Raw genomic sequence first — 18,884 nt, 5'->3', positions numbered from 1 at the left:
GGACATCCTCTAAGCAAGAGCAATATCGGAGAAGTTCCGGGTTACCGAAAGGGGCTTGTCGGTAAGAATCAACTGGTTCATATCTACCAGCCACTGCCGAGAGGCAATTAGGTGGCGCACCACCGATAAAGCAAGTCCCGGCTTCATCCCCAAGTCGCGATCGACCTTTAGTGCCAATTTCGATAGCGGCATGTCAGCTCTTTCTTCCAACTCAGCAAATAGAGCCGTTTCAATCTGGCATAAAAGGTCCTCCGGGACCTCCGGTAAGAGCGAATCATGTACCCACTCGACATTCTTTGAAAGTGCCATGGGGATATCCTGGTCGGTTACGAGCCCCCAATCCACACCGCGGTCAGCCCAGTATGTCCGCTCTATTTCCAGTTTTTCCAACACCCGTTTACTGCCCAACTCACTTGCTGGCTTTATTGAGCGAGCTTTCAAAATGGTTTTGCCATCTATGACCTCATCCACTAAGAAGTCGGTCGTCATAATGAAACTTTCCCCCGTAGCGTTGTCAGCTGAGTGCTTTATCCCCAGCCGCTTCGCAATTTCTAACGTTTCCTCCAGTGGTAGCGGAAACTGCTCTCTGACATCTACGACCCCAGGGGCCCACTCAAGAACATAGAAATAATTGAGTTCAAGGCTGGACAGAAGCTGATGCGTTCTTTCGGTTTTCCATCCTTTGGGCCTTGAACTTTTCCCCAGTGAGGGAACATCACCAACCCGCAGGAAAGGTTTGTACCCCTTTCCATGCCCTAGTCCTCTTCCCTCTTTTATCTTCGTATTTGTTGAAGATTTTTTTCTTGCCATTAAAAGCCTCCAGTAGGCCATCTACTCCGCCATCTAATCACCTTTCGTCTGCCAAAAGATAAACCTTAGCCGAATCTTGCCGGGTTAAACGCTGGTTGCGGATAGGCTCCTGGTAAAGGTTCCAAGATACCCCTATTCCGGGAAACCCCAAAAATGGTACCGGCAAGGAATCAAAAGTCCAGCCAGAAGCAATATTTTTTTCAATTATATCAGTACGTTAAAACCAAATCTGGTATTATGGCAGCCGAACGGCTCATGTATCTTGCTAGCCCACAAGGGGTTTTGCAGAGCCCGTGAATGAATTCGTTACAATTCTGATTTTGGCCAGGCCTGAGCAATCACACCATCCTGGTTGTTGCCGACAGCGGTAGATGGGTTGAGGATAAGGTAGGTCTATCTGGAGGTCAGTCCGGAGGGGTAAAAAAAAGGCTCTTCAGGGTTTTCCGTGGGTAAAGTTAAATCTGTCCTCAGAGGAGGGGGTGTCTTCGCATGATTGTATCCGCAAATATAGGTTGAGGTAATTTGCGTTTAGACCGGTTAAAGCAAATAAGGTAAGTTTTTATTTGCGGTTAGTTCAGCCGGACCTTCGCGGGTATCGGCCTTTCATTCATGGTCCTGGACAGTTTTTTTCAAGGGCCAGGGGTTTCCCTTACCAGTTGGCTATGCTTTCCATGCCGGCCCTGGTCTCTTGGACAACAGCCGCTCCCGTAAAGGCACGACCATGGGTTTCGAAACGGGGAATGGTTCAAAAAATGATCTGGTTTCGGCTTGGCGGGCTCGATTTTTACCCTGTCACCCACGAAAAACCCTGAAGAGCCAAAAAAACGGCCTAAGGGGATGAATCCATCCTTAGGCCGAGCTGGGAACTTTATTTTTTAGTTGGGAACTTTATTTTCCTGTTGGAAACTTTATTTTTCAGTTGGAAAATTTATTTTTACCAGACACTCGCACACCCTATCTATCTTTGCTTATTCCACCGTCACGCTCTTGGCCAAATTCCTCGGCTGGTCGACGTCGGTCCCCTTGAGGACGGCGACGTGGTAGGCCAATAGCTGCATCGGGATGGAGAGGATGATCGGCGCCACTTCCTCGCCGTCGGTCGGGATCTCCAAGGCCACTTCCGCCTTGGAGGCCACCTCGCTGTCTCCCTGCGAACAGACGGCGATGACACGGCCGCCGCGGGCGATGACCTCCTCCATGTTGGAGAAGACCTTCTCATAGTTCGCCCCCTGCGGCACCAGCACAACGACCGGCATGTGCTCGTCGATGAGGGCGATGGGGCCGTGCTTCATCTCGCCGGCGGGATATCCCTCGGCATGGATGTAGCTGATCTCCTTCAGCTTCAAGGCCCCTTCCAGGGCGATCGGGTAGTTCATGCCGCGCCCGAGGTACAGGAAGTCGCGGGCCTGCAGGTAGTTGCGCGCCAGCTTCTCGACCTGCTCGTTCAACTTGAGCGCCTCTTCCATGAGCGCCGGGACCCGTACCACCGCCGCAATAAGGGCACGGCCGGCATCGACGGTCATCATGCCGCGCGAACGGCCGAGGCGAATGGTGAAGAGATAGAGCGCAATCAGCTGGGTGACGAAGGCCTTGGTGGAGGCGACGCCGATCTCGGGCCCGGCATGGGTGTAGACGACGCCATCGGCCTCACGGGCGATGGAGGAATCGACCACGTTACAGATGGCCACGCACTTGGCGCCGCGCCGTTTCGCCTCACGCATGGCTGCCAGGGTATCCGCGGTCTCGCCCGACTGCGAGATGAGCATCACCAGGCTCTTCTCGTCGATTACGGGATTACGGTAGCGGAACTCGGAGGCGATATCGACCTCGACCGGGACCCGGCAGTGCTCCTCGATGAGGAACTTGCCGACGAGCGCAGCGTGCCACGAGGTGCCGCAGGCGATGATGGTGACCCGGTCGATCCCCTGCAGCTGCTCGTCGGATAGGTGCAGGTCCTCGAGGTAGACGTCTCCCTCTTCCTCGCGCAGGCGTCCGGCCAGGGTGTCGCGCACCGCGCGCGGCTGCTCGAAGATCTCCTTCAGCATGAAGTGCTTGTAGCCACCCTTCTCCGCCATGTGCGGCGACCAGTCGATGTGGCGCGGCGTCTTCTCCAACAGGGCGCCGGCCACGGTGGAGAAGGTCACGGCGCCGTTTTTGAAGACCGCGATCTCGCCGTCCTCCATGAAGACCATGGAACGGGTGTGGGCGAGGATGGCCGGGATGTCGGAAGCGACGAAGAACTCGCCCTCCCCAAGACCCACCACCATCGGCGCGCCATACTTGGCCGCGATCATCACCTCCGGCTCCTGCTCGGAGAGGATGCACAGGGCGTAGGCGCCGCGTACCTCGGAGAGGGCCAGGCGAACCGCCGCCTCGAAGCTGTCGGTGCGCCGGCGCCGATCCTCGATGAGGTGCGAGATCACCTCGGTGTCGGTCTCGCTCTTGAAGGTGTGCCCCGCCGCCTTCAACTCGTCACGCAGCTGCAGGTAGTTCTCGATGATGCCGTTGTGCACGACCACGAAGCTGCCGGCCTGGTGCGGATGGGCGTTGATCTCCGAGGGGCGCCCGTGGGTGGCCCAGCGGGTGTGCCCTATGCCGACCGACCCCTTGATCGGCTCGGCCTTAAGCAGCCGCTCCAGGTTGGCGAGTTTCCCCTCGCTGCGCCTGATGGCCGCCTTGCCGCTGCTGATGGTGCAAATCCCGGCCGAGTCGTAGCCGCGGTACTCCAGCTTCCTCAGTCCCTCAACGATGATGGACGTGGCTTCCTGACTCCCGGTATATCCAACGATTCCGCACATAAAAACCTCTCAATCTGGTTCTACATTCTTTGTTCTACGTTCTTAGTAAAAGACGCGGCCTCTTCAGTCTCCCTCGCCCATGGTACGGCAGGCGAACGGGCCATCATACTACGATCTAAGGTTTTAGCCTAGAACATAGAATGGGTATTAGGTTACTTGATGAACGCCAAGCTTCCGCTCATAACATCTCCCTCCCCTTCAAGGAGAGGGTGGGGATGGGCACACACTGGCACGGAGCTGCCCCCCATCCCCCCCCCGTCCCTCCCCCTTGAAGGGGGAGGGACGGGGGAAGATGAGCGCTAAGCCGTTTAGGTTATTTCTTTTTCCGCTTCCACCCTTCCTTGTTCACCTGCGGCACCCGCGACAGGGCCAGGGAGTCGGGCGGCACGTTCTTGGTGACCGTGGTGCCGGCGGCGATCAGCGAGTTGCGTCCCACGGTGACCGGTGCCACCAACTGCACGTCGCTCCCCACGAAAACCTCGTCCTCGATGACGGTCTGGTGCTTGCGCACGCCGTCGTAGTTGCAGGTGATGGTACCGCAGCCGATGTTGACGTCGCGGCCGATGGTGGCATCCCCCAGGTAGGTGAGGTGCGAGGCCTTGGACCCTTCGCCGATGAAGACCTTCTTGGTTTCCACGAAGTTGCCGATCTTCACGTGGGCCGAGAGTTCGCTCCCCGGCCTCAGGTGCGCCATGGGACCGATGGAGACTTCCTCATGCACCACGGCCTCTTCCACAACGCTCCCCGCCTTGACCACCACGGCGTCGCCGATCTGCGACGACTCGATGATGGCCCCCTGCTGGATCTCGCAGCGCTCGCCGATTACCGTGGTACCGGTGATGGTGACCCCGGGGTAGATAACGCTATCGCGGCCGATAACGACGCCTCGGTCGATGTAGACCGCCTGCGGATCGATCATGGTGACACCGGCCACCATCAGCTCGCGGTTGATGCGACTGCGCAACACGCGGGCCACCTCGGCCAACTGCACCCGGTCGTTCACGCCGGTGATCTCCTCGGCATCGGGCACCGGGTAGCTCAGACAGGTGAGCCCCTCGGACCCGGCCTGGCGCACCACGTCGGTCAGATAGTATTCCCCCTGGGCGTTGTCGTTGCCCAACGCGGCCACCGCCCGCTCCAGGAAGGCCCGCTCCACGCAGTACACGCCAGCGTTCACCTCGCGGATGGCGCGCTCCTCGGGAGTGGCGTCCTTCTGCTCGGTGATCCTCAGGACCTTGCCGTCGGCCCCCTTGACGATCCGGCCATAGCCGAAGGGGTCAGCGAAGCTCGCGGTCATCACGGTGAGCACGGCGCCGCTTTGGGCATGGGCGCTCAGCATGGCGCTCAAGGTGGCCGAGGTCAAAAGCGGGGTGTCGCCGCACAGGATCAGCACGGTGTCGCTGCTCGCCGGAAGCTCCGGCAGCGCGCAGGCCACGGCGTGCCCGGTCCCCAGTTGTTCGGCCTGGGTCGCAAAAGCGATCTCGGCGCGGCCGGCAAAGTAGTTACGCACCTTCTCCCCCTGGTGACCAACCACCAGGACACAGGCGTCCACGCCGGCATCGAGCGCCGCGGCAACCGGCCAGGCGATCATGGGAGGACCGGCCAGCGGATGCATGACCTTCACCAGCCCGGACTTCATCCTGGTTCCCATTCCGGCTGCCAGCACCACTGCAGATATTGCTGCCATCTCTCCTCCTTACCCACGTACAATTGCTAGATTGCGTATTTCTAACAACATTAGCGAATCGCGTCAAGGTCTTTAACCTTTGCAAGCCCGCATCGCGCCTAACTTTTAAGATTTACAGCTCGATAAGTTCCCGTTATAGTCGCTCGTGGAGGAGTGGCATGGCGTTACCCGAGGACATAGCGCAACTGGAGAAGGATCTGCGCGACTTGATCATCCGCTACGAGCAGTACTTCTGCGGGATCGAGAAGCGCGAGCCGCTATTGTTGCTCGAGGCGGTGGAGCGCACCTGCCGGCACTACCAGAACGTGAACATCACCAACTCGATGTACAAGTTCAAGTACAACTCGCTGGTGGCCAGCCTCGCGGTGCACCGGCAGAAGTGGAGCCGGATCAACCGCCTCATCGAGGAGGGGAAGTACAACCGGGACCGCTTCAAGATGTCGCTGCACCAGCGGGAAGGGACCGAAAAGGCCTCGAGGAAACACGAGCATTCCCCGGGTGCTTCGGTCGACAAGATCTACCAGGACTACCTGGCAGCCTGTGCCGCCTGCAATCTCCCGGTGGAGCACCTCTCCCAGGAGAAGATCGCCGCCGCAATCGAGCGTCAGAAACCCGCCATCATGGAGAAGTACCGCTGCCGCGACATCGAGTTCGCGGTCATCGTGGAAGGAGGCAAGCCTCGTCTGAAGGCTCGCCCGGTCCGCTCATGAATATCGTCCTGGTAGCCATCCATCCCTACCCGTCTCCCCAAGCGGTCCCCTTGGCGTGCGCCTTCTTGCAGGCCCACCTGGAAAAAGACCAGCCGGACCAGCACCGAATCGAGATTGTCAACTTGTTCGCCGGAGCCGATGCGGCCTCGGGTGCCGCCGAGATCCTGGCACACCGCCCCGACCTGGTCGCCTTCTCGGTCTACGTCTGGAACCGTGAGGACGCCTTCGCCCTCGCCCGCGAGCTGCGTGGCACCCGGCCGGGCCTCACCCTGTGTGCGGGAGGGCCGGAGCCAAGTACCGCCGGGGAGCAGTTCCTGGACCAGGGACACTTCGACTTCCTGGTACGCGGTGCGGGGGAGGCCCCCTTCGCGGCCGCGCTGCGCGCCCTGGGTGAAACGGGCGAACTCTCCGGCATCCCCGGGATCCAACTCCCCGGCGCGGCTCCCGGTCCCCTGGCGTTTTCCGTCGATCCCGAAGAGATCCCCTCCCCCTACCTGACCGGTATCCTCGACCCGACCCCGGTCGGCGGGGCGCTCTGGCAACTCTCGCGCGGCTGCGACTTCGCCTGTTCCTTCTGCTTCGACCACAAGGGGGGGGGCGGGGTACGCCGGGTCTCGCTGGAGCGGATCGAGGCGGAACTGCGCCTGTTCGCCCAGCTCGAGGTGCCCCAGGTCTTCGTGCTGGACTCCACCTTCAACAAGATCCCCTCCCGGGCCAAGGAGATCCTCAGGCTGATCCGGCGGCTGGCGCCCGGGGTGCACTTCCACTTCGAGGTGCGCAGCGAGTTCCTGGACGCCGAGATGGCCGAACTCTTCGCCTCGATCACCTGCTCATTGCAGATCGGCTTGCAGAGCGCCGACCCGGGCGTACTGCGTGGCGTGGGGCGCGGCTTCGACCGGGACGACTTCGTGCACCGGGTCGCGCTTTTGAACCAGACCGGCGCCATCTTCGGCTTCGACCTCATCTTCGGGCTCCCCGGGGACAGCATCTCCCTGTTTCGGAAATCGCTCGACTTCGCCCTGTCGCTCTACCCGAACCACCTGGACATCTTCCCTCTCGCGGTGCTCCCCGGGACCCGCCTCTCCACCAAGGCGGCGAGCCTCGGGCTCGAACACCTGGACGCTCCCCCGTACACCGTGACCGCTACCCCGAGCTTCTCTCCTGAGGAGCTTGCCCAGGCCGGGCGCCTCGCCGCGGCCTGTGACGTCTTCTACAGCCGCGGCAAGGCGGTCGCTTGGTTCAACGCTGTCTGCCAGGCGGTAAAGCTCGCCCCCGCGGAGCTCATCGCCGAATTCGCCCGTTTCCTCGGCCCGCGCGCCGGACGAGAAGAAGAGATTGCCGAAGACGAGATCTGGCCGCTGCAACGCGGCTTTCTGAGCGAGCTCTTCCCGGCGCGCAAGAAAGCGAAGCTCTTGCCGCTCGCCCTCGACCTGGTGGACTACCACCACTACTACGCTCAGGCGCTTCTTGCCGCACCTCCCCCACCGCTCACCCCCAAAGAGCTCAAGAAGCTCGACCTGAAGCGCCAGGCGCTGGCGCTCGCCCCTTCCGCCTTTTTGGGCCGCTTCTCGTACGAGATCCTCGATATCCTGGAAGCCGGCGATATCGAACTCGCCCCCTTTGCCTCCTGCTTCAAGCCGGCGGCCTCCGGTGCGGTGATCTACCCGGCGCAGGGTGAGATCTGCACCGAATCGCTCGATCCTGCCTACTACGAGCTTTTGGCCGCCCTGGACGGCATGAGCCCCGCCGGAGAGCTTTCCAAACGCCTCGGGCTCTCCTGGCGCGACGCCCAGACGTTCCTCGAGTTTGCGGTCGGCGAAGGAATCGTTATGTTACGATAGGTTGCCCTTTTCAGGACATCACTTCTCGGCACTTCCGACCTGAGCGGTGCGGCGCCCCACCCCGTGGCAACTCTGCCAAGCCCTGCCCCTGGCGCGTCAAGAGCCTTCCCGCAGTCGCCATCTTTTCTGATGCATACCTTCGCGACTCGTTTTCCTCCGTCAGATACCGGCCCCGGTTCTCCTACAGCTACCCACGATCCATTCCTATCTGCCTGTCAATTCTCCTACTTTTATTCATGAAGATAAATCCGATTTCGGCGATTTCACTGGGCCACCTCGGGTTAATTCCGCCAAATAACCAGCCACCGTTGTTGTATGTACCTTATTACTTTGCACATTTTGTGTTGATTTATGAGACTGCCCGTTATACATTAGGCGCCGTCTCAGGGGCAGCTCACATGAATACGGCTTTGTAAAACGTCGTTTTTTTAATTACAGGAGATTACCAATGGCCCGTGTTTTGAGAAGTATCCTCCCTCTATTGTTGCTCATTGTGCTTGCGCGGCCGGTCGCCGCCCAGCAAGGCTTGGCCATCGACCCGGCCACCTGCCTTGGCTGCCATGGAGACAAGATCTCGGCAACCCTCATGGCCAATTCGGTCCATGGCAAAAACGGGTGCACCAGCTGCCACGTCGAGATCATCGAACTCGCCAAGCACATGAAGGGTGAGATCAAGGTCGGCAAGGTGCAGTGCGTACGCTGCCACAAGAAAGAGGCAGCCGAGCATGCCGGCAGCATCCACACCCAGAAAGGGGTAGGCTGCTACAACTGCCACACCGACATCCACACCCACACCTCCTGGAACAAGGACAAGCGTCGCGTCATCGCCAAGTGCGTCCAGTGCCACAAGGATGAGCGTGGTTTCGCCCAGTCGGTACACGGTAAGGGGGTACTCGCCGGGAACCAGGACTCCGCAGCCTGCAACGACTGCCACAACCTGCACGACATCAAGGCGATCGGCGATCCGACCTCGCACGCCAACCGCGAGTTCCACACCAAGGTCTGCCTGCGCTGCCACGGCGACGAAAAACTGGTCGAGCGTAACCACATCTCCAAGGTTGCCGTCGAGAGCTACCTCGCCAGCTACCACGGCAAGAACTACCGCCTGGGCTACCCGGAGAAGGTTGCCGGTTGCGCCGACTGCCACACCGCACACGGCATCCTCCCCTCCAAGGATCCCAACTCCTCGGTCAACCCGAACAACCTGGTGAAGACCTGCGGCACCTGCCACAAGAAAGGCTCCGTACTGTTCACCAAGTTCTACGCCCATGGCGAGCATAACGACCGCGAGCACTACCCGATCCTCTACTACACCTTCATCGCCATGACCGGCCTGCTGACCGGTACCTTCGCGGTGTTCTGGCTGCACACCCTGCTCTGGATGATCCGCGGCTTCGTCGAGAACCGCGAGAAGGCCGCTGCCCTCGAGGAAGGTCACGTTCTGCACCAGGTAGCCGACGGCCACAAGCAGTACCGCCGCTTCCAGCCGCGTCACGTGTTCATGCACCTGTTGGTCATCATCAGCTTCCTCGGCCTGTCGCTGACCGGCCTGCCGCTCAAGTTCTCCGACCAGGGCTGGGCTAAAGTGCTCATGGGCCTCTACGGCGGCGCTCCCAACGCGGCGCTGATCCACCGCATGTGCGCCGGCATCACCTTCGTGTACTTCGTCATGGCGCTGGGCCTGAGCATCCACTTCCTGTTCATCAGGCAGGACCTCAAAGGCAACTTCATCCAGAGGCTCTTCGGACCTGACTCCCTCTGCCCGAACCTCCGCGACATCACCGACGTGGTGGGGATGGTGCGCTGGTTCTTCTTCAAGGGTCCCAAGCCGACCTTCGAGCGCTGGACCTACTGGGAGAAATTCGACTTCATCGCAGTCTTCTGGGGTATGTTCGCCATCGGCGGCTCCGGCCTGATGCTCTGGTTCCCCGAGTTCTTCGGCAGCTTCCTGCCGGGCTGGGCCTTCAACGTGGCCACCATCATCCACTCTGACGAGGCGCTCCTGGCCACCGGCTTCATCTTCACGGTACACTTCTTCAACACCCACGGGCGTCCGGAGAAGTTCCCGATGGACTTCGTCATCTTCAACGGCCAGATGTCCAAGCACGAGTTCATCGAGGAGCGTGGTGACCAGTGGGCTCGTTACGAGCAGGAAGGGATCACCGAGAAGTTCCGTGCCAACAGGAGCAGCGGCATTGCCTACGACTTCTGCCTGAAGACCTTCGGCTTCACCGCACTGTCCATCGGTATCGCCCTGCTGATCCTGATGATCTACGCCTTCATCAACCCGGGGCACTAACCCGGTAAGCGAACACCACGGGTCAGCCTGACCCGCAGCACCAAAAAGAAACTCCTGTCGACCCAGCGTCGGCAGGAGTTTTCTTTTTCAGGAGATGGCTCAAGACCTTCCTGGCAATCACGCAAGCACCTAACAAAAAGCCCCTGCACCGCGACTGCGGCCAGGGGCTTTCTTTTCTCAGGGGCTATCTTCCTCTTAGAGCATCTCTACCGGGTCGACGTCGATCACCAGCCGGATGGTCGAGGGGTGGCTGAAGCTGCCGCGCAGGTGGAACAGCACCCGGTGCAGCTCGCTGCGCTCGCGCCCCTTGACGAGGATCTGCCAGCGGTAGCGCCCGCGCACCTTCCCCAGGGGAGCCGTCACCGGCCCGAGTATCTCGACCCGCAGCCGGACCTCCCCCTTGATCTTGCGCAGGAGCCGGGCCGCCTCCTGGGCGCTCTGCTCGGTCTGGCGGGAATCGATCCCGGAGAAGGTGAGCGCGGCCAGGTGCGCGAAGGGGGGATAGCCCACCTCCTCGCGAAAGGCGATCTCCTGGTCGTAGAACCCCTCGTAGTCATGTGCCACCGCGTGGCTTAGGGCGTAGTGCTCGGGCGCTAGGGTCTGCACCAATACCCGGCCCGGGCGGTCGCCGCGCCCGGCTCGCCCCATCACCTGGGTCACCAGCTGGAAGGTGCGCTCGGAAGAGCGGAAGTCCGGGAGGTTCAGGGAAGCGTCCGCCGAGATGACCCCGACCAGCGTGACGCCGGGAAAGTCGTGCCCCTTGGCGATCATCTGGGTCCCGATCAGGATGTCCACGGACCCGTCTTCAAGGGCCTTCAGGACCCGGGCGTGCCCCCCTTTCCCCTTGGTCGAATCGCGGTCCATCCGGGCCACCCGCGCCAGCGGAAAGCGCTCCTGGACCTCCTCCTCGACCCGTTCGGTGCCGCGCCCCAGGAGGGTGATCTCCTTTCCCTTACAGGTGGGGCAGACCGAGGGGGCCGGGAGGGAGTAGTCGCAGTAGTGGCAGATGTGGCGCCCTTTGCCACGGTGGTAGGTAAGGGTCACCTCGCAGTTTGGGCAACGCATCACGTGGCCGCAGTCCTCGCAGACCAGGTAGGTTGCGAAGCCGCGCCGGTTCAGGAAGAGCAGGGTCTGCCCACCGACGTCCAGGTTCTCCTCGATGGCCTGCACCAGTTCGGGGAGGAAGGTGAGGCCCTTCTTGCCGCGCACGTCCAGGAGTTGGGTCGCCGGCATGGGGAGCTCGCGCACCCGGTTCGGGAGCTTAAGGTAGCCAAGGCGCCCCTGGCGCGCCGCGTAGAAGCTGGTGATGAGAGGGGTCGCCGAGCCGAGTACCACCGCGGCGCCGGCCTGTTTGCCGCGCACCAGGGCGAGGTCCCGGGCGTTGTAGCGCACCCCCTCGGACTGCTTGTAGCTCCCCTCGTGCTCCTCGTCCACCACGATGATGCCGATGTCCGAGAGCGGTGCGAAGAGCGCCGAGCGGGCTCCGATCACGATCTGGGCCTCGCCGCGCCGGATGCGGCGCCACTCGTCGTAGCGCTCGCCGTCGGAAAGCCCCGAGTGCAATACCGCAATCCCGCAGCTGAAGCGCCTTTTGAACCGGCCGACCAGCTGCGGGGTGAGCGCGATCTCGGGGACCAGCACGAGCGCGGTGCGCTGCAATTCCAGCGCAACGGCGATCGACTGCAGGTAAACCTCGGTCTTGCCGGAACCGGTCACGCCGTGCAGCAGAAACGGTGCGAAGCTGCCGGCCCGGAGCGCCTCGGCGATCCTGCCGTGCGCCGCCTTTTGCTCCTCGTTCAACTCCAGCGCCTGGTCTTTACCGAAGATCTGGGTTTTGAAGGGATCGCGGTAGACCTCGTGCTCGGCGGTGCGCACGGCACGCAGTTCCACCAGTCGGTTCAGCTGCGGTGTGCAGGGGCCGAAGCGGGCCCGCAGGTCGGCACCGGAGACCTCGGCCGACTCATCCGACTCGCGCAGGTACTCGAGGTATTCCAGGATCTCGAGCCCCTTGCCGCGCGGCTTGACCGGTGGGTCGGGAAGTGCCGCGTAGAAGCGCTCGAGCCGCACGTTCCTGCCGCCGGCCAGGAACTCCCGGATCACCGGGGTGCCGTCCTCGGCCGTTTCGCAGCGGTAGCGGCTCACCAGGTTGATCCCGGCGGGAAGCGCCATCTTGATCACCTCGCCCAACGGGTGCAGGTAGTAGTTGGCGATCCAGCGGTAGAACTCGAGCTCATCGGGGGTGAAAAGCGGCGCCTCGTCCAGGACGTCGAGGATCTCCTTGAGCTCGCCGGCAGCGGCAGGAGCGCTCCCCAAAAGGTAGCCGGTCAGCTTGCGGCGGCCAAAGGGGACCAGGACGCGCGTGCCGGGGAGGGCGCGGGGGACCAGCGGTTCGGGGACCAGGTAGTGGAAGTGTCCTTCGAGGGGGAGCGGGATGGCGACTTCGACGATGTGGGCTGCGGTAGTCGTCATAGGAGAGTTTTTTGTGGGTAAAGCCGGGGAAAAACTGCCACGGAGACACGGAGGTCACGGAGAAAAACCAAAAGCTTTAAGGTTTTTGCCTTCTCCGTGTACTCCGTGAATCCGTGGTGGATTGAGGTTTGGCTACTTCTTGAGCACTTCTTCGGCGATGGTGCGCCCCAGGGCCTCGCACTCGGCCATCATCTCGGGCTTGGGCATGAAGGGGGTGCGCACGAAGGGGTGCGGCAGCTTGAAGTTCATCCCCTTGAGACGGTCCTCAGCCATGCGGCAGGCCTCGCCGCTCCAGCCGTAGCTCCCGAAGATGCCGCCGATGTTCCCCTTGAGGCTCACGGTCGAGAGGTAGGCAAGCACGTCCCACATCGGTTTCGGGATGTCGCGGTTGATGGTCGGGGTGCCGAAGATCAGCGCGTCGGACTCCTCCATCAGGTCGCGGATGTCGGCCACCGAGGCGTGGTTGATGTGGCACTGGGTCACCACCACGCCGGGGAGCGAGGCGCCGCGGGCTACCGCCTCCGCCATGCTCTCGGTGTTGCCGTGCGGGGAGAGGTAGAAGATGGCGATACGCTTGCCGCCTGCCTTGGGGACCGACCACTTGCGGTACAGCTCGATCGGCTTGCGCACGTCCTTGCGGTACACCGGGCCATGGCTCGGGCAAACCAGGGAAAGCTCGATGCCGTCGAGCTTCTCCACCGCCTGGAGGATCCGGTCCTTGAAGGGGCGCATGATGCAGTCGTAGTAGAAGCGGGTCTCGCCGGAGAAGTCGGGCATCTCGTCGGCAAAAGCCCCCTCGCCGGCGTAGTGCGAACCGAAGGCGTCACAGGAGAACAGGGCTCCCTCCCCTTCCAGGAGGGTGAACATGGTGTCCGGCCAGTGCAGAAACGGCGCGGCGATGAAGCGCAGGGTGCGTCCCCCGAGGTCGAGGGTGTCCTGGTCCTTCACGATTTTGGATTCGAACGGGGTGTGGATCTGGTTACCCAGGAAGGTGCGGGCGGCCTGGCTGGAAACCACGGTCGCCTGGGGGCACTCCTTGACCAGCTTGGCGAGCGAGCCCGAGTGGTCCGGCTCGGAATGGTTCACCACGATATAATCGATCTTGGAGGGGTCCATGACGGAGCGGATGTTGGCCATCAGCTCGTCGAAGCGTTTCCCCTTCACCGTGTCGATGAGAGCGGTATGGGTAGCGCCCTGGACCAGGTAGGCGTTGTAGGTGGTCCCGAAGGCGGTCGGGAACAGGTCGTCGAACAGGGTAAGCCCCGGGTCCTTTACCCCCACCAGATGGATGCCCTTCGCTATTTCAACAGCTCCACTCATGCTGATACCCTCCGTGAATACCTGGGGCGGCGACCATCGTGCAAGATCCCAGGTATAAAATCGGCATCCCCTGGCCTCGTCGCCAAGGGATGCCGTAAACACTGCGCTGACGATATCAAAAAGATCGGGTGAAAGCAACCCGGAAAACGGCTACTTCGGGGCGCCGCCCCTGCCGCGCCGGTACTCTACGTGCACCTGGGAATCGCGGCGGCTCGCGCCATTACCGGGGCCGAAGGGACGTTTGCCACCCGCGAAAGGTTTCTTGCCGGGGGCGCCGGGACGCGGCTTGCGGGCACCGGGGGCGCCGCTTGCGCGCCTCAAAGGGCGGCTCGGCTCGAGACCCGGGATCACGCTCTGCGGCAGGCTCTTACCGGTGTAGCGCTCGATGCGGTCCAGGTAGGCGACCTCGTTCGTCGAGCAGAAGGAGATGGCGACGCCGGTCGCGCCGGCCCGGCCGGTACGGCCGATGCGGTGCACGTAGTCCTCGGCGAACTTGGGGAGGTCGAAGTTGATCACGTGGCTGATCCCGGAGACGTCGAGGCCGCGGGCCGCCACGTCGGTCGCCACCAACAGGCGCACCTTGCCGCGGCGCATGTTGACGATGGTCCGGTTGCGGGCCCCCTGCGACATGTCACCGTGCAGTGCGGCTGCGGCATGCCCCTGGGCGTAGAGCTCTGCGGCCAGCTGATCGGCGTCGCGCTTGGTGGCCGAGAAGATGATCGCCTTGGTGACGCTCGCGTCGTTCACCAGGTGCTGCAGCAGGCGGTTTTTGTGGCGCATGTCGTCGGTGACGTGCAGGCGCTGCTCGATCTTGGGCTGGGCCAGCTCCTTGGCCTCCACGGCGATGCGAACCGGGTCCGTCAAAAGCCTCTTGGCGAGTTTCGCCATGGCGTCGTCCATGGTGGCGGTGAAGAGCAGGGTCTGGCGGTCTTCGGGAGCTGCGGCCGCGATGCGGTCCACGTCCTCCGAGAAGCCCATGTCGAGCATCCGGTCCGCCTCGTCCAGGACCAGAAGCTCCAGGCGCGAGAAGTTGAGCGAGCGGCGGTCCAGGTGGTCGATGAGACGCCCCGGGGTGGCCACGATGATGTCGACCGGCTGCGCGAGCAGCATCATCTGGTCGCGGTAGGGCATGCCGCCCAGGATCGAGCCGCAGCGCACCCGCATGAACTTGCCGTAGCTCCTGACCGCGTCGGTGACCTGGGTGGCCAATTCGCGGGTCGGGGTGAGCACCAGGATGCGCGGCCCCTTGCCCGGCTTCTGCGAGGGGGTCAAAAGGCGCTGCAGCGCCGGGAGTACGAAGGAGGCGGTCTTGCCGGTACCGGTCTGGGCGCTGCCGATCAGGTCCTTGCCGGCAAGTGCCAGCGGGATCGACTCGGCCTGGATCGGGGTCGGCGCGGTGTAGCCGCAGGCGGCGATAGCTTTTACGAGGGGTGCTGCGAGGTTGAGTGCTTCAAACGACATGGAGTTTCCTTCTGGCCAGGCGACAGCTGGACCACACAAACGTATCCGTCATCCCCCGGAAACGAGTGCGGCCCGCCAGACTCCGGGCGGGTGGTGAAAAGATTATTCGGAGCGCGCAAAAACGCCGCAGCAACCATTTTGCCGCTAAGATTCGATTACGACGCGCAACTAGTGACCGGCAAACACATACATCGTCGCCAACCAAAGCTGCTGCCGCATTTCTCATGGGGATTGAATGCGAGGGGGTTGGATCGATGGGACGGGAGTCGGTACTCCCCGATGGAACTGCTGACCGTCAGTCGAACACACTTACTACAGTTCGTTTCCAAAAAGCAAGCTTTTTATGCTGGGAGGTCTCCCGGCCCGGAAACTGGCCCCACAAAAAACCCCGCCGGAGCGGGGTTTTTTGGTAGGTACCGGAACAGCTGGTCGGAGGCGCCAGGGCGCCCGCCGATTACTTCTTGCTGGCTACCGCATCCTTAAGCGCCTTGCCGGGGCGGAATTTGGGCACCTTGGCTTCGGCGATGTTGATCTCCTTGCCAGTCTGCGGGTTCCGGCCGGTACGGGCCTGACGGCTGGAAACCTCAAAGCTGCCGAAGCCAACGAGCGTCACCCGGTCACCCTGTTTCAGCGCGTCGCTCACGCTGTCGATGAAGGCACCCACAGCCTTCTCGGCGGCGCTTTTGGGGATGTTCGCGGATTTTGCTACGGCTTCGACGAGTTCAGCTTTAGTCATGTCACCCTCCTTGGATGGATTAAATTAAGGTCACTATAATCATAATCTGGCAATTTGCAAGGGTTTTCTTGGGGTTGGCAGCTTTTCTGGCGCCGTCAGCTGCGCCCGGGCCGCCTTCCAGCGGAAGCTTCCCCCCGGGCCCGGGAAGCGCGTTGTGCCGCTAACTGCAAGAAATTACAAGGATGTGCCGCCAGTTCCCGCCTTGTAGGACAGTTACGGAGCCGCTTCGGGCGCCGGGGCCGGTCCCTCGCTGTAGCTGGTCGGCTCGGTGCCGCTTATGAAACATTCCTGGATGGCGCCCGGCGTTCCTTCCTTGGCAAGCCGCCCGGTGCGCGGGTCTATGAGCGCGAAGGTCACGTTTTGGGGTGCGCTGAACGGCTTGACCGGCATCCCCGCCAGCGCGCGCTGCATGAACTCGGTCCAGATCGGCGCGGCGGCCTGGCCGCCCGACCCCCCCGCCCCGAGGCTGCGTTCCTGGTCGTAGCCGACCCAGACGCCGGCCACCAGTTGCGGCACGTATCCCACGAACCAGGCGTCCTTCATGTCGTTGGTGGTGCCGGTCTTGCCCGCCACCGGCCGCCCCACGGCACGCGCCCGGCTGCCGGTGCCGCTGGTTACCACGCTCTCCATGAGGTTGGTCATGAGGTAGGAGGTCTCGGGGGAGATGACCGGCACCGCGGAGAGCCCCTGGGCCCCCACCGGGACCGGTTCCTGCGCCGGTGCCGGCAGTTTCAGTTCGATCGGCTTGGCAGACTCGTCCCCCTCTGCACCGTCCGCCGCGGGGGCCGCGCTGGACATCCGGGTAAAGACCGGGATGCGCGGCGGCGCCACTTCCTCGAGCACCCGGCCGTCGCGGTCCAGGACCTTGGTCACGAAGTACGGGGTGGTGCGGTACCCCCCCGAGGCAAAGACCGCGTAGGCGCTGGTGAGCTCGAGCGGGGTGAGGCTCGAGGAGCCCAGGGCCAGGGTGAGGTTCGCCGCCAGGGGGGAGGTGATCCCGAGTTTCTTGGCGTACTCGATGGCGGTCTGCACCCCGATCTGCTCCAGGATCTTCACGCTCACCACGTTGATCGACTCGGTGAGCGCCTCGCGCATGGTCACCGGTCCGCGGTAGACGTTGTCGTAGTTCTTCGGTTTCCAGGCCTTCTCCTGACCCGAGTCGTACTCCACCTGGCTGTCCTCGATGACCGTCGCCGGGGTGAGCCCCTTGTCGAGGGCCGCCGCGTAGATGATCGGCTTGAAGGCGGAACCGGGGTTGCGCTTGGCCTGCATGGCCCGGTTGAACTGGCTCTTCTTGAAGTCGTACCCCCCGACCATGGCACGCACCGCGCCGGTCAACGGGTCGAGTGCGATGAGCGCCGCCTGGCTCTCCGGCACCTGGTCCAGGTTAAAGAGGGCACCGGCGCGGTTTACGTCCGGCTCCTTCACCTGCACCTCGAGCACCGCCCCAAGGCCGATGGCCCGCTTGGCCTCCGGTTTCCCCCAGGCGTTCACCAGCTCCAGCTTGCCGGCCCAATCCATGGTCTTTTTGGTGATGGAGCCGATCCGGTCGCCGACCCTGACGGTCAGTTCGCGCTTGGCCGGGTCCACGGCGATCACCACCCCCTGGTAGGTGGAGCCCTGCTTCAGGGAGAGGTAGTCGATGCCGTCTTCGATCTTCTTGCAGAAGGCATCCACCTCGCTCTCAGCCAGGTACCGGGCCGCGCCGCGGAACCCCTGGCGCTTGTCCAGCGCCTTCAGCCCGTTCACCACCGACTCGTAGGCCCCCTTCTGCATCTCGGCGTTCATGGTGGTGTAGATCTTGAGCCCATCCTTGTAGAGCCTTTCCTCGCCGTACTTCTGTTCGAGCTGCTGGCGCACCTGCTCCAGGAAGTAGGCCGACTGGTCGGCGTTCACCTTCTTGAGCGGACGGATCTCGATAGGGGTAGCCTTGGCGTGGTCGGCCTCGGCCTGGGTGATGTACCCCTCTTTCACCATGCGCTCCAGGACGTACCCCTGGCGCTCCTTGGCCTTGTCGAGGTGCTTGATCGGCGAGTAGGTGTTGGGCGCCTTGGGGAGCCCGGCCATCATGGCCATCTCGGCCAGGTTCAGCTGGTCCACTTCCTTGCCGAAGTAGGTCTCCGAGGCGAGCTGCACCCCGTAGGCGCCGGCCCCCAGGTAGATCTGGTTCAGGTAGATGTAGAGGATCTCGTCCTTGGTGAGCCGTTCCTCCATCCGTTTGGCGAGGATCGCCTCCTTGATCTTTCGTGAGAACTTCTTCTCGGGGGTGAGCAGCATCGACTTGGCCACCTGCTGGGTGATGGTCGAGGCACCCTCTTTTTTCCGGAGCGACACCACGTTTTTCACCGCGGCGCGCACGATCCCCAGGTAGTCGATCCCCTTGTGCTGGTAGAAGTTGGAGTCCTCGGCCGAGACGAAAGCCTGGATCAGCCGGCGCGGGATCTTGTCCACCGGCACCACGGTGCGCCGCTCCAGGTAGAACTCGCCCACCAGACTGCCGTCCTCCCCGAAGACCTGCGAGAGGATGGGGGGGCGGTAGTCGGCCAGGCGGTCGACCTTGGGGAGCGCTCCCAGGAGGTAGAAGAAGTAGCCCAGTCCGCCTAACAGGGCGAGTAAGGCACCAGCGCCCAGTATGGTGAAGAAAAGCTTGGCGCCCGAGCGTTGCGGACGCCTGCGTTGCTGTGCCCTGTAGATTTCCACGAGCGGTATCCCCCGTTTGACTAGCGTAATCGCGCAGTTCCGGCGCGAAGCGC

Annotated in this window: 11 protein-coding genes; 3 read left to right on the top strand and 8 right to left on the bottom strand. The window is 62.5% G+C overall.

The genetic code is table 11. The features are described from left to right. Nucleotides 1-9: 9 nt before the first annotated feature. From H7688_RS06750 to glmU, 3 genes are all read right to left on the bottom strand, one after another. Nucleotides 10-810 (bottom strand): TnsA endonuclease N-terminal domain-containing protein, encoded by an 801-nt coding sequence (locus H7688_RS06750; protein WP_183360289.1) that lies wholly within the window; start codon nt 808-810, stop codon nt 10-12. A 968-nt stretch (nt 811-1,778) separates the two neighbouring features. Further along, on the bottom strand, nt 1,779-3,608 hold the full coding sequence (gene glmS / locus H7688_RS06745) for a glutamine--fructose-6-phosphate transaminase (isomerizing) (protein ID WP_183360288.1): 1,830 nt from the start codon (nt 3,606-3,608) through the stop codon (nt 1,779-1,781). A 313-nt stretch (nt 3,609-3,921) separates the two neighbouring features. Beyond that, nucleotides 3,922-5,295 carry a bifunctional UDP-N-acetylglucosamine diphosphorylase/glucosamine-1-phosphate N-acetyltransferase GlmU gene (gene glmU / locus H7688_RS06740; protein ID WP_183360287.1) on the bottom strand — a complete coding sequence of 458 codons (1,374 nt, stop codon included), beginning with the start codon at nt 5,293-5,295 and terminating at the stop codon, nt 3,922-3,924. A 158-nt stretch (nt 5,296-5,453) separates the two neighbouring features. Between glmU and H7688_RS06735 the strand changes: the two genes are divergently transcribed. The 3 genes from H7688_RS06735 to H7688_RS06725 all read left to right on the top strand — a co-directional run bounded on the left by H7688_RS06735 (nt 5,454) and on the right by H7688_RS06725 (nt 10,145). Next, nucleotides 5,454-6,005 carry an MXAN_5187 C-terminal domain-containing protein gene (locus H7688_RS06735; RefSeq protein WP_183360286.1) on the top strand — a complete coding sequence of 184 codons (552 nt, stop codon included), beginning with the start codon at nt 5,454-5,456 and terminating at the stop codon, nt 6,003-6,005. Then, a complete protein-coding gene (locus H7688_RS06730; protein WP_183360285.1) occupies nt 6,002-7,846 on the top strand; it encodes a B12-binding domain-containing radical SAM protein in 1,845 nt (614 codons plus the stop codon). Before H7688_RS06735 ends, H7688_RS06730 begins: the two co-directional genes overlap by 4 nt. A gap of 448 nt (nt 7,847-8,294) precedes the next feature. Beyond that, a complete protein-coding gene (locus tag H7688_RS06725) occupies nt 8,295-10,145 on the top strand; it encodes a cytochrome c3 family protein (RefSeq protein WP_183360284.1) in 1,851 nt (616 codons plus the stop codon). Nucleotides 10,146-10,340: 195 nt separating this feature from the next. On the opposite strand, the gene priA is transcribed toward H7688_RS06725, so the two are convergent. From priA to H7688_RS06700, 5 genes are all read right to left on the bottom strand, one after another. Continuing rightward, nucleotides 10,341-12,614, bottom strand: a complete 2,274-nt coding sequence (gene priA / locus H7688_RS06720; protein ID WP_183360283.1) for a replication restart helicase PriA — start codon at nt 12,612-12,614, stop codon at nt 10,341-10,343. Between the two features lie 132 nt (nt 12,615-12,746). Next, complete coding sequence (locus H7688_RS06715; protein WP_183360282.1) at nt 12,747-13,934, bottom strand: FprA family A-type flavoprotein; 1,188 nt, start codon at nt 13,932-13,934, stop codon at nt 12,747-12,749. A 150-nt stretch (nt 13,935-14,084) separates the two neighbouring features. Continuing rightward, on the bottom strand, nt 14,085-15,395 hold the full coding sequence (locus H7688_RS06710; protein WP_183360281.1) for a DEAD/DEAH box helicase: 1,311 nt from the start codon (nt 15,393-15,395) through the stop codon (nt 14,085-14,087). Nucleotides 15,396-15,849: 454 nt separating this feature from the next. Continuing rightward, the gene (hbs, locus tag H7688_RS06705) at nt 15,850-16,131 is read right to left on the bottom strand and encodes a non-specific DNA-binding protein Hbs (protein WP_183353842.1); all 282 of its coding nucleotides are present in this window, start codon (nt 16,129-16,131) and stop codon (nt 15,850-15,852) included. Nucleotides 16,132-16,344: 213 nt separating this feature from the next. Further along, a complete protein-coding gene (locus H7688_RS06700) occupies nt 16,345-18,831 on the bottom strand; it encodes a penicillin-binding protein 1A (RefSeq protein WP_183360280.1) in 2,487 nt (828 codons plus the stop codon). Nucleotides 18,832-18,884 lie beyond the last annotated feature (53 nt).

This window comes from Geomonas limicola, assembly GCF_014193675.1.
GTDB classification, from domain to species: domain Bacteria; phylum Desulfobacterota; class Desulfuromonadia; order Geobacterales; family Geobacteraceae; genus Geomonas; species Geomonas limicola.
This window is presented reverse-complemented; position numbering and strand designations above follow the sequence as displayed.